At 39.0% G+C, this 11,423-nt stretch carries 14 protein-coding genes; all 14 read right to left on the reverse strand.

Going from position 1 to position 11,423, the window contains the following annotated elements:
- Nucleotides 1-205: 205 nt before the first annotated feature.
- Nucleotides 206-769: a sugar O-acetyltransferase gene (locus R7Q41_RS19625; protein WP_047102727.1), complete on the reverse strand. Its 564-nt coding sequence runs from the start codon at nucleotides 767-769 to the stop codon at nucleotides 206-208.
- Between the two features lie 131 nt (nucleotides 770-900).
- Nucleotides 901-1,314, reverse strand: a complete 414-nt coding sequence (locus tag R7Q41_RS19630) for an RDD family protein (RefSeq protein ID WP_031781318.1) — start codon at nucleotides 1,312-1,314, stop codon at nucleotides 901-903.
- 142 nt (nucleotides 1,315-1,456) lie between these two features.
- Nucleotides 1,457-2,065 carry a pyridoxamine 5'-phosphate oxidase family protein gene (locus tag R7Q41_RS19635; RefSeq protein WP_005389306.1) on the reverse strand — a complete coding sequence of 203 codons (609 nt, stop codon included), beginning with the start codon at nucleotides 2,063-2,065 and terminating at the stop codon, nucleotides 1,457-1,459.
- 143 nt (nucleotides 2,066-2,208) lie between these two features.
- Complete coding sequence (locus R7Q41_RS19640; RefSeq protein ID WP_206970905.1) at nucleotides 2,209-2,610, reverse strand: DUF2007 domain-containing protein; 402 nt, start codon at nucleotides 2,608-2,610, stop codon at nucleotides 2,209-2,211.
- Nucleotides 2,611-2,714: 104 nt separating this feature from the next.
- Nucleotides 2,715-3,236, reverse strand: coding sequence for a GNAT family N-acetyltransferase (locus R7Q41_RS19645; protein WP_206970906.1), 522 nt, complete (start codon nucleotides 3,234-3,236; stop codon nucleotides 2,715-2,717).
- A gap of 142 nt (nucleotides 3,237-3,378) precedes the next feature.
- Complete coding sequence (locus tag R7Q41_RS19650) at nucleotides 3,379-3,750, reverse strand: hypothetical protein (protein WP_132937087.1); 372 nt, start codon at nucleotides 3,748-3,750, stop codon at nucleotides 3,379-3,381.
- Between the two features lie 160 nt (nucleotides 3,751-3,910).
- Nucleotides 3,911-4,486: a hypothetical protein gene (locus tag R7Q41_RS19655; protein ID WP_132937086.1), complete on the reverse strand. Its 576-nt coding sequence runs from the start codon at nucleotides 4,484-4,486 to the stop codon at nucleotides 3,911-3,913.
- Between the two features lie 787 nt (nucleotides 4,487-5,273).
- Nucleotides 5,274-5,678 (reverse strand): DUF1801 domain-containing protein, encoded by a 405-nt coding sequence (locus R7Q41_RS19660; RefSeq protein ID WP_206959767.1) that lies wholly within the window; start codon nucleotides 5,676-5,678, stop codon nucleotides 5,274-5,276.
- Between the two features lie 112 nt (nucleotides 5,679-5,790).
- Complete coding sequence (locus R7Q41_RS19665; RefSeq protein ID WP_318109486.1) at nucleotides 5,791-6,735, reverse strand: FRG domain-containing protein; 945 nt, start codon at nucleotides 6,733-6,735, stop codon at nucleotides 5,791-5,793.
- A 200-nt stretch (nucleotides 6,736-6,935) separates the two neighbouring features.
- Nucleotides 6,936-8,555 carry a Shedu immune nuclease family protein gene (locus tag R7Q41_RS19670; protein WP_225478318.1) on the reverse strand — a complete coding sequence of 540 codons (1,620 nt, stop codon included), beginning with the start codon at nucleotides 8,553-8,555 and terminating at the stop codon, nucleotides 6,936-6,938.
- Nucleotides 8,556-8,712: 157 nt separating this feature from the next.
- Nucleotides 8,713-9,120 carry a hypothetical protein gene (locus R7Q41_RS19675; protein ID WP_132937075.1) on the reverse strand — a complete coding sequence of 136 codons (408 nt, stop codon included), beginning with the start codon at nucleotides 9,118-9,120 and terminating at the stop codon, nucleotides 8,713-8,715.
- A 133-nt stretch (nucleotides 9,121-9,253) separates the two neighbouring features.
- The gene (locus R7Q41_RS19680; protein ID WP_025519062.1) at nucleotides 9,254-9,652 is read right to left on the reverse strand and encodes a DUF6232 family protein; all 399 of its coding nucleotides are present in this window, start codon (nucleotides 9,650-9,652) and stop codon (nucleotides 9,254-9,256) included.
- Between the two features lie 141 nt (nucleotides 9,653-9,793).
- Nucleotides 9,794-10,327 carry a cysteine hydrolase family protein gene (locus tag R7Q41_RS19685; protein WP_005535745.1) on the reverse strand — a complete coding sequence of 178 codons (534 nt, stop codon included), beginning with the start codon at nucleotides 10,325-10,327 and terminating at the stop codon, nucleotides 9,794-9,796.
- 136 nt (nucleotides 10,328-10,463) lie between these two features.
- Complete coding sequence (locus R7Q41_RS19690; RefSeq protein WP_025519062.1) at nucleotides 10,464-10,862, reverse strand: DUF6232 family protein; 399 nt, start codon at nucleotides 10,860-10,862, stop codon at nucleotides 10,464-10,466.
- Nucleotides 10,863-11,423: the final 561 nt, after the last annotated feature.

Genomic DNA, 11,423 nt, shown 5'->3' on the forward strand with positions numbered 1-11,423 from the left:
AGTGTGAGACACGTAATACAAATGATTTCGTATGAGACTTTTAAACAAGCTCAACGCACGGTAAAAGCGCCACGTGTCACGATTCTATATTGAAGCAAATTTTAGACATTCAAGTGCGTCAACAAGTAACCGCTGAACGCATCAAAGCTTGGAGTGAGTTGATCATAAGTCCTAAACTCAGGCTCAAAATAGTCCATATACTTTATTATCGCTTAGTGACGATTTCCTTCAGTACTCTGGCTGGGTTGCCACCAACAACGACATTGTCTCTAAAACTCTTTGTAACGACTGCGCCAGAGGCTACCACCACGTTGTTCCCAAGTGTTACGCCAGGGTTGATTACGGCATGGCCACCTATCCAACAATTGTCACCAATGTTTATGGGCTTTGCTAGCTCTAAACCACTGTTCCTCTCGATAGGATCTAAGGGATGAGTCGCAGTATAAATTCCAACTTGAGGCCCAAGTAAACAGTTATCACCAAACTTAACTTCCGCAACATCCAAAATCACACAACCAAAATTAGCGTAAAAATTATCTCCAACGTGAATGTTGGATCCGTAGTCGCAATTGAAAGAAGATTCAACATGAATATCGTCACCTGTTGTACCGAACAAGCGCTTAGTTATTTGAACTCGCTTTTGTTTATGCTCAACAGACGTGGCATTCAATTTTTCAGTTAGTAACCTAGCGCTCAACCTTAACTTTAATAACTCTTCATCACTTGGGTCATAAAGCTCACCTGCTAACATTTTCTCTTTTTCTGACATAAAACTTGGACTCCAATACCAATTTTCTTACAACGCTACATTAAGTATGTGAGTAACGCTACCTCCTAAGCGAGGCTGTTCCACCACGAAAACAAAGCCCGACTTGAACCCTAGTCCTCAGCGCTATCAATTTAGTGCACTACCACCACCGTTCTCACTAACTTATCACCGAGACGTTGCCTCTTTTTACCAAGAATGAAAATTGAGTCAATAAAACCGAAGAATGGAGTAATAACATTTCGAAAGAGCGACTGAAAAATATTGCACTTTTTACCCGTTCTTGCACTTATAACTGCAATGCCCAAAAGTTTTTTACCCACACTTTGACCATTTGGTAAACAATCAGAAAAAAGGTAATACGATACAGTCGCAGTTACTGCTGTAGCGCGCACAAGCTCTTTTTCAATACCGATTTCTAAGCCGACCCATAAAACGAGAGTAAAAATGCTAAAACTGACAAAAAGATCAATCATTTGTCCAACACACCTAACTCCCGGACTAGCCAAAACGTAATTTTCTAGAGTAAATTTTCCTGCATTTTTCATTTTAAAATTTGGACTAACAATTGTTTATTTGTGAACTAACGCTATTGAGACAGTAACATCCCCACTAAACCTAATCCATACTTCCGTAAAGCAAGGTCGAACCTGATTTTTCTATCTTTTTCAATATATTACCACGCTTGTTCTAAAGGCTAGATTGGTAATATTTCAACATCTCTTCTTGATTAAGCGCTTTACTTTCTAACTTTTGTTGATCTTTAAAGATTTGAGCTAATGAAGGGAGAATTGAGCGATTTACTTTATAGTCATCAGACCAAAGTTTCCCTCTCATCACCGCTTTCGCACAATGAAAATACATACTCTCTATGACTATTTTGATAACAACCTTAGGATCTTTACTTCCATCGGGGCAAGCAGATATCAAGTTGGCGTCGGTGTGAATACTTGCGATTCCTTTAATACGGAGCACTTCATCAATACCATTTACCATCAATAACAACCCTACCTTGGGGTTACTAATGATATTTTTTAGACTATCGATACGATTGTTCCCCGAGCTATCAGGGAGCAACAATGTTGATTCATCTAAAACTTTTACGAAGCCAGGCTCCCCTCCTTTAGGAGAAAGATCGATATACCCTTGTGAATCAGCGGTACTTAGAACTGCAAAATGGCAGTTATTAATTAATGTAATCGCATGAACATCCAGCACAGGCAGAGCTTTATTTTTAGCTCTCGCACTTGGCTCTGCGTAAATTTCTTTTAACTGCTCTATTGTTTTAATTTCACTCATTCAATGTTATTCCTTCACTATCGTATAATGCTTTGCTTGTAAGCAAGCAGTAACTCTGACTTCTTGTATAGGCACTAGACCTAACTCATCGTAAAAATACTACGAGTACAAGTTATCTCTTTAATGCCTTGTTATCTAAAGATTTAAAGTTTTTCACTAAACTCCCCACACTGCTTACACTTATAACCATGCTTGTAAAAAAACAGTGAAAAACCTAGTAAAATAAAAACTAAGAAAGCTGGGCGTTTACCTTTTGTAAATACAAATAGATCTTTACTACCACATTTAGGGCAAACGTCTTTTTCTTCATCAACGTCAACTTCATTTCCCAATGATTCTGAGAAATCGCTACTAAGTATTTGTTTCGCATCTTCTGCATCACTTTCAGCCACCATCAGACGGACGCCGCCTATTGCATTTGAATAAAGCCACTGAGTATTTACCGTGTGCTCGTCAGCGATGTAACTTTCTATTCCGACACTATCTAGGCTTGCTCTCGCAATATGAGCTTCATGAGGAAAAGAAAACCTTGCTACTACAATCACATATTACTCCTTGTGGGAAAGCGCTCCCGTAAGGTATAAGAAACGCTAATTGGAAATGCCACGTGTAGTATTTCTTTTTGAACAATTTATTAGCCCACTACAGACTAATACATATACCCTAACCAATCTATATGACCAACAGCCCAAGTTTTACCGCTGATAGGTTTAACATATAAATCATCTAGTTGCTCTACAGCGACACCGTAATTTTTATGTTCGTGAACTCGCAACCAAGAACTTAGAGAGTTAAGGCGCATATAACCATTGGCCACATAAAAACGCTCCAAATCGGAGACTAAAATGATGAAGTCGACATCTTTAGTGGACGCATACTCGCTGAGTTGAGACAACATTTTTGTGCCAATATCTTGTCTTTGAACTGTGCTCTCGACACAAAAGTCACTCACACCTAATACTTTATAAATTTCATCACCAACGCGAACAACTCTGTAGTCTAATCCCATGTAACCAACTAACTGATCACCTTCGTAATTCAGAACTCTCATATGCGGGAGTTGCTTATAGTAAGAGCGAGTAACTTGATGTTCAGGAAACGACTTGTTTCTAAGAGCTTCAATTGCATTATGCTGCGCTTTAGATAACTCGATTTCTGGGTAAATATCCATATTTGACCTTTGAGTATTAATGACCTTTTGGAGGTGAGCAACGCAATACCGAGCCTTCCGCATACCGCCTTAAACACGAAAACCAACGCATAGTAAAAATGCCACGCGTTGCGAATCGCTATTGAACAGTTTGTTATGCTAATTACTCCAGTTGCCAAATCTCTGTAGATTTAAATGCATACATATACAGCGGGTACAGGTAAACAAGCATCAGTCCCATCCCTGTAACAAAAAAGAACAAGGTTCCTGGACTTAGATAAGTCAGTAAGAAGAACACACTAAATATTGCAATGCCCAGCATAGCAAGTGCATTTATCCCAAAGATGATGATCGCTAGCACTTTGCTACCGACGGCAACTCGATAACTAAAGCCGTAAAAGCTGACAAGAGATATTGCGGATACAAATGAGCCTATAAATGCTCCAATATTTAACTCTTTAAAAAATGGGAGTTGAAGAATGCTTAAAACCGTTAAGAAACACATTACCCAGAATACAAACTTCCACTTTTTCACGAATCTTCCTCATTCGTAGAACGCCCACGTAAGTGGAGAGCACCGCGACCACAACACTCAACCATTACACCGTAAACACTAAAACCAATTCAAACCAAAACCGCCAAGCATTACGAATCCGTCTTAAAGCGGTTGTTAGACGTCTTGAACTCACTGATAACTACCATACTCTCCACCATGGTTTACGTTCTAAATTAAACACATTATTGGCGAGTTGGTTTAGCTTTATAGCCTGACTTTCAGACAAATAGAACCAGATACTGGCTTGTCCATTATCCTTTGGATAGAAATCGAACCCCGGTTGGCGTAAATCGCTTAGTATAATTTCGATAGTTTTAGCATCAGCCCAATCATCGTCTATTTCAGGCTTTAGCAACCTTTTAACACCATCAACTGAATATTGGAGCTCTGCATAATGTTCTTCTAGGTTTACAGTATCTCGCAGCCCCTCTAAGTCCTTAGTTCTGCCTGTGATTCGATGGAACTGCTTTACTATTTCAATATAGGAACCATCCTCTTCAATCGCCTCTGCATCGAAATTCCACGCCTGATCACAAACAAACCGTCCCCATGGTTCTTCTTCAATCTCTATTCCGTATACAAAAAGAATTAAATCAAAAGGGTTCGATTCGTATTCTTCTCTAGAATATGAAAGGAGTAAATCGTTAATAGTCACACCTTTATTCAACGACAACCCTATGTCTGATAACTTCTCAATTTGTTCTTCGAGTTTCATTAGCTAATATTCCATAGTCCATTTCATAGACGCCTAACGCCGCGTTAAGTAGTGAGCAACGCAATACCTATGCTACCGCATACCACCGTAATCACGAAATCAACGCATAGTAAAAATGCCCCGCGTTGCGAATCACTCTTTAGTAGTTTGTTAGTCACGAGGCACCGAGCGATAATTTTAAGCCAAACTAAACTTTGCGAACAACAAACTTTATGTGCTTTGATGCACTTAAGTCTGGCGTAGTCTCAAAGCGACTATTCAATGAAACCAATTGGAACAGCAAACGCCGCAGAAAACGGACTGATAACACCCAAAAAGCGCTTTTTGAAAACCAATCTAACAGTGCGGACTTTCAACAAAGTCACTGAAACCAAGTGGAATTTACAACACCAAAGAAAACGTCATTTCAGAGAGTAAATCGGCTTTTGTACCAACAAACTCACCGAGTGGCGTTGCAACCAAAAACAGACTCTTGATTGCCCTGCTCTGTCAGCACCGAAGTACAAAACAGCAGCTAGGACAGTTACAAAACTTTGGATTTGAAGCTGTTGAAACTGAGTTTTGACCATCGACGACACACCGGCGTATCAAACGATCATCAGCTAAATTTTAAGCTTAGAAACGTAATTTTGATTGCTAACTTTTTCTGGCGACTAACGCCGCGTTAAGGGGGGGGAAAGCGCCACCACCCGACTTAAACCATTATGCCATAAACACTAAAACTGATTAAAACCAAAAATGCCAAGCGTGGGGAATCCCTCTTGAACGCTTTGTTATGTGAATTTTTTCACGCGCCCAAAAGAGGCAAATTTTTACGCTGCTGATAAGTTAAAGCCAACTCTAAACAGGACTTGATTGCTGTTTCTGGCAACACTTGCGATATGGACAGAACGATTGCTCTTTTTCCCTGAAACACCAGTTCTTCACCATACAATTCTCGAAATGTATCGACTAACTTAGTTTGGCAGTTAAAGAACAGGTAATAATTGTTAGGGGATTTCAGCTTCCAGTCCATTCTTAGCGGGCTGACTGTTTTTACACTATAGCTGGGTTCACCCCACTTTAGAGTTTCATCGACTTCACCCAGCTCCAAATCAGATGCGATTTGAAAGACTAGATTTCGTAGCTCCTCTAGCCTAATACGAGCATTTTCCGGATATTCCTCGAAGCGCTCTTTGACTACCTTGTTCACTGGAACCTTCTATTCACATAACGCCGTATTAAGGTGTGAGCAACGCTTGGCTATACTTGAGCTAAGCGAAACTGCCAAGCGTTGCGAATCACTCTTAAATGCTTTGTTAAGTTCATTTATTGTTATCGTGATATGCTCCATTGCTAAGCATCCGTTTGGTAAAAGCTGGTGTCGCTTTCCAGAGTAAATTTTCCGATTCACATTCGAGGCTACGATTTGCAAATTCAGCAGCACCAACAAGATCAGGAAAAAGAGAGCCGCTATGTATATTCATAACCGTTAAATGACGTAAAAACGCTTCTCTTTGCGTATTCGGTATTTCTATTTTGTAAAGAATTGGGGCCATCCCATTTAAGTCGATATTATTTTCAATAAACTCTTCTATATCTTCACCGTTTGGTATACGCGTAAACAAACCACTTTGACTAATTATTCTGGAGTTTTCATCAGTTAACCCTGAGAGCACCATAATAGTGTCAGATTCTTTTATTTCCTTATGACAGTACTCTGGCGAGTTAATAAAAATCTCCATCATCCCATCATGCGAATAAGCCCAAATAGCTCGGCAACCAGATTCATCTGGATCTGCTTCACTAAACGCAAAGTATGCTGAAACATAAGGATATAAAGTCCAGTCTAGGAGAGGGGTTGCTAAACCAAAATGTTGACCTAATGCCCACCATTCAATATCTGACAATGTCTTAGGTAACTGTCCGCGACGACCTGTACACGCCTTTTTAAATGTGCTTATTAGCCTATCTAACACTTCATTTCTAGGATCTAGACTCAAATTCAGATTCCTTTCAACCAGATATATATTTTGCTCTGATAACCCCTTAGAAGGCTCTGCTTCATCTAGCTTTTTTAGGGCTAACCTATATTCACGATCGAATTTTGAACGTAACGGCCAATTGGAGCTTTTTTGTCCTCGAAAAACATATTCATTCCAATCAAGAAAGTCCTTTTCAATTAGTGCTTTAAGCTCATACCAATTATTGACTCGTACCGTCGCGAATGCTTTTCCACAATTCCAATCTGGAACTTTAATATTGCACATTTATTTACTCCGAATTAAATGAAACTTAACGCTTTGCTAAGGTGCAGCTAACCAACCATTAAGTTCAAGCAAAGCCACCGTAATCACTAAACTCACCCAAACCAAAAATACCAAAGGTTAGCTGTCACTCTTAAGCAATTTGTTAGCATTCGCTTATTAGAACGCCAGAACACATATTAATAACGGCATAGATGCATTTACTAGTTTAAGCCACCAATCATTCCCATAAGCCGTTTCATTCGCTCCAACAAATCATCATAGGTTATTATCTTTACCTTACGATTCACATTTAATGAAAACAAAATTTGTTTTTGGTCTTCTGAGAGGTCTTTTGAGCGACCAATAACGACAAAACCTTCAGGATTATACTGATTCGTTAACCATTTCGGTGCATTATTTGTCCCTAATCTAATTTCGTTAATCCAGTCTTCCACTTGTTGAGATGCATGAGTAACTTTTTTTCTTATACGGTTGGACTTCGTAAATATTTTATCACTATGACGCTCCAGCTCAACCAATACTACTTTTTTGTCGACTTGCTCATAACGTATAACTAAGTCTGCTCTATAGCGACCTATTCTAACTTCGCTGAACATAGAGGCCATATGACTATCTAAAATTTGTGGATTTTTATTTAAAAATTCATGTAGCTCTTTTTCTTTTGTCGATCTACTACCAATTAGTCTACAGAAATGAACAAATCTATTTTCCAGTTTCGTAGAATCAGAAATTTTGGGGCATAAACTAGATATTTTCTCTCTAAGAGCTTGTTCTTTAGTTTTAATAGGAATACCTGAGTCTTCAATTTCTTCGACACCTATCGGAGGCATCAACTCTCCTCCTCCCTCAGACAAAACTTTCACATCAGTGTTCTTAAATTCACCTAATATTACCGCTGGAACCATACTAATATCCATTGCTGCATAAGCAAGGTATACAGGATAATCGTCATCAGTTATGAAAACATTACCATCTTCATAGATAAGCAACTCAGAAAAAGAAAAGCCAAAATCACACATTTTGTTAATGTAAGACTGAATTCTTTCTTTCGGAATAGATAATGCGTATTCAATATCACGTGGCTTAATAATATTTAATGGAACTTCTGCTTTATAGCATTTTATTTCATTTTTATGAGCCTTAACTATTAAATCTAATAAATAGTCATTATCAGTAAGCTTATCTTGTTCATCAACAATTATTAAATCTTTTGTTAATACTGGATACTCGTAACGGTGATAGGCTATTAAACATCGGAGAGCAAATACGGCATACTCATTTGATTGCACACTTTCCTTAGATATATGAATCCAGCCATTAATGGTAAAAAGAGAAACAAATGGCTCTGGTTCTTTTTTACACACTCGAATTTCTAGGCGTACTGCTTTCTTCGTTAAGTACTCTCTATCGAAAATTGTTATAGAATAGACTAAACCAGCGCCTTTAAGCTCTTCTCTTTGAATTAACACTCCTTTTTCTACATCTTGAATACGAGAAGTTATAAAGCAAAACTCAGGAAGAGGTAATGTTTCCAATTGAGATATCTTAGACTTACATTCCTCAAGCTGTGGTAAATCGCCTTCAGAATAAACTAAATCTTTTTTTATCATTAAAATTGCATTATACATATCACCAACTAAGGGGTTGGCTTGATAGTGCTCTAAAATCCAACTTTTTATTTCTTCTGAACTTCCTATCCTTTTTTCTCCTTCCGAAATCTCTAGTAGAAGCTCTCTTCTGAGCTCACTAAGCATTGAGAAAACTCCATTTTCAGATGAAGGAGTTCCTAAATTCTCTACTCTTTTCGTTACAAGTTTCATTATAATCCTTCAAAACCTGATTGACGCTATTTGCATGCTAACGCCGCGTTAAGTGGTTAACAACGCTGACAACCGAACCTAAGCCATTGCACCGTAAGCACAAAACTCAATTTGAACTGAGAATGCCACGCGTTGTGAATCCGTCTTAAACGCCTTGTTATAACTTCAGATACGTGTGGATTGTTGTATGTAGGTTTTTAAACCCTGTTAGCTCAAATTCCAGTACCCATGAGGATTCAAGTGTCATAGGTAACTTTCCATTTGTCGATTCACCAAATTTAATTTCAGTGATATCAACAGGACTATGAGCTGCAAAGAAGTAAACTGACCCATCAATATACCCGTCATCTGGGTTTACAGGGAAAGTAAATGTTCTACCAGTAAGTTCATTAAGCTCTGTAGGTAAATTAATACCGTTTAGGCTAATTACAGTTTCTATTGTCTCAGAATAGTCGTCTAGACTAAGTTCAAACGGCTCTATTCCTATCTCAAGTGAGACGTCGCCATCGACACCAGAAATCTTTGCACTTGTAAATTTGAGCTTTTCTATCGGGAAATTTTCCACTCTTCCTCCTGAGTTATAACGCCGCGTTAAGGTGTGAGGCACGCAATACCGAAAGTTCCGCATAACACCTTAACCACTAAAGCCAACGCATAGTAAAAATGCCACGCGTGCCGAATCACTCTTGAACAATTTGTTATACGAATTTCTTCAGTGCCAACACTTGCTGTTCAAATAACTCACAATCTGACTTTGAGTATGACTTAGCGACATTAACCCATTGAACGCCCGTTTCATCTATGTGGCGAAACTCGACTTGAAGTGCATATTTAGAACAACGAAAAAGAGCAAAAACCAAACCTACAACCGTCAGACTAAGAACTAAAACTAGTAGCCATTGTGGCACCTCTTCCAACCTTGGAATAACTAACCAAACTGCCCCTGAAAAAACACACACCCAGAATAAAACTTGACCTAAATTATCAAGAAAACTTAACTTTTTAACCCTAACATTGTTTATCTTAGACAAAGGATATGAGTCTTTCTTAAACCTGAACTCTTTTGAATCCAAGTTAAAATCAGTATTTTTGTACATAATTTCCCTCTATTCGTATAACGCCCAATTAAGGTGTGAAGCGCGCAACCACGACACTCAATTTAACCACCGTAATCACCAAACTTAAACCAAACTAAAAATGCCAAGCGTGCTGAATCACTCTTAAATTGCTTGTTAGCCCTATGCCCAAAGGTTGCACGCCTCTACCGCTTCGATTTTAACACCGAAACTTGAAATGCTAGGTAACGTGGCATTGTGGTGCTCTCGAATTTGAGCCCCACTGGCGTGCTCCTTATCATGAGTTGTGTGGGCATCCGAAACCAAAGTTACGGGGTAGCCTAAACCTGCAGCTCTGCGAATGGTGGTATCAACGCAAAACTCTGAGGCGTAGCCACACACAATTAAGCTATCTACATCGAGTTCATTCAAAACACTTTGAAGATTAGTATTCAAGAAAGAGTCTGGTGTTGTTTTGCGAACGAAATGGTCACCAGTTTGTGTAATTAAGCTCGACTGCAATGCCCAACCAGCGCTTTCGTATTCAATAACAGATTTAGGTTGCTCGTGCTGAACAAAGATAACTGGGACAGACTTAGCACGCGCCAATTTCGTAACTTCATTAATTTTGGTGAGTACGATTTGTGACTCAAATGGTTGAGGTTCCGGGTCGAACAGAATCGACTGAACATCAATAACTAATACTGCAGATTTCATTGTTTTCCTCTGATAGGGCTAACGCCGCGTTAAGGTGTGAGGCACGCAATACAGAAGGTTCCGCATAACACCTTAACCACTAAAGCCAACGCATAGTAAAAATGCCACGCGTGCCGAATCACTCTTGAACAATTTGTTATACGAATTTCTTCAGTGCCAACACTTGCTGTTCAAATAACTCACAATCTGACTTTGAGTATGACTTAGCGACATTAACCCATTGAACGCCCGTTTCATCTATGTGGCGAAACTCGACTTGAAGTGCATATTTAGAACAACGAAAAAGAGCAAAAACCAAACCTACAACCGTCAGACTAAGAACTAAAACTAGTAGCCATTGTGGCACCTCTTCCAACCTTGGAATAACTAACCAAACTGCCCCTGAAAAAACACACACCCAGAATAAAACTTGACCTAAATTATCAAGAAAACTTAACTTTTTAACCCTAACATTGTTTATCTTAGACAAAGGATATGAGTCTTTCTTAAACCTGAACTCTTTTGAATCCAAGTTAAAATCAGTATTTTTGTACATAATTTCCCTCTATTCGTATAACGCCCTGTTAAGGGGTGAGCAACGCAATACCGAAGCCGCCGCATACCACCTTAATCACTTAAACCAACGCATAGTGAAAATGCCACGCGTTGCGAATCCCTCTTAAACAGTTTGTTAACTGAGCGCCTTTCAGTTTTCGCCGATCTTACAGCCACTTTAGCCAAAGCTGGTTTTCCTAATTAATGATTAGTAAAGCTAACTCAAATATGTATTTAACTAAAAGATTACCGTTTACCTTTAGTTTGAAATGCGTCTCACAACACCATACTTCGGCGATGTAAGTGCGCCGAACTAATCGAGAATGCCTTATATTATTAGAAGGCTTTGTGCCGCCTTTCTCATGAGAAAACTTAAGTACCAAATTGAATTAGTCGCATTAGCTTAATTAAGGGAACCGACCAAACACGCTAAACCTCTGAACCTAGTAACGGTATCAATGTGCTTTCATATTTTCTGCGCCAGTTAACGCCTTGCTAAGGTGTGAGTAACGCAATACAAAAGCTACCGCACAGCGCCTTAATCACTATAAGCCACCGCAAA

The organism is Vibrio sp. 2096 (genome assembly GCF_033339595.1).
GTDB lineage: Bacteria > Pseudomonadota > Gammaproteobacteria > Enterobacterales > Vibrionaceae > Vibrio > Vibrio alginolyticus.

Coding starts and splice junctions, on each gene's coding strand:
- R7Q41_RS19630 (WP_031781318.1), bottom strand. CDS start 1,314: ATGAAAAATGCAGGAAAATTTACTCTAGAAAATTACGTTTTGGCTAGT.
- R7Q41_RS19670 (WP_225478318.1), bottom strand. CDS start 8,555: ATGAAACTTGTAACGAAAAGAGTAGAGAATTTAGGAACTCCTTCATCT.
- R7Q41_RS19665 (WP_318109486.1), bottom strand. CDS start 6,735: ATGTGCAATATTAAAGTTCCAGATTGGAATTGTGGAAAAGCATTCGCG.
- R7Q41_RS19690 (WP_025519062.1), bottom strand. CDS start 10,862: ATGTACAAAAATACTGATTTTAACTTGGATTCAAAAGAGTTCAGGTTT.
- R7Q41_RS19680 (WP_025519062.1), bottom strand. CDS start 9,652: ATGTACAAAAATACTGATTTTAACTTGGATTCAAAAGAGTTCAGGTTT.
- R7Q41_RS19685 (WP_005535745.1), bottom strand. CDS start 10,327: ATGAAATCTGCAGTATTAGTTATTGATGTTCAGTCGATTCTGTTCGAC.
- R7Q41_RS19625 (WP_047102727.1), bottom strand. CDS start 769: ATGTCAGAAAAAGAGAAAATGTTAGCAGGTGAGCTTTATGACCCAAGT.
- R7Q41_RS19645 (WP_206970906.1), bottom strand. CDS start 3,236: ATGGATATTTACCCAGAAATCGAGTTATCTAAAGCGCAGCATAATGCA.
- R7Q41_RS19655 (WP_132937086.1), bottom strand. CDS start 4,486: ATGAAACTCGAAGAACAAATTGAGAAGTTATCAGACATAGGGTTGTCG.
- R7Q41_RS19635 (WP_005389306.1), bottom strand. CDS start 2,065: ATGAGTGAAATTAAAACAATAGAGCAGTTAAAAGAAATTTACGCAGAG.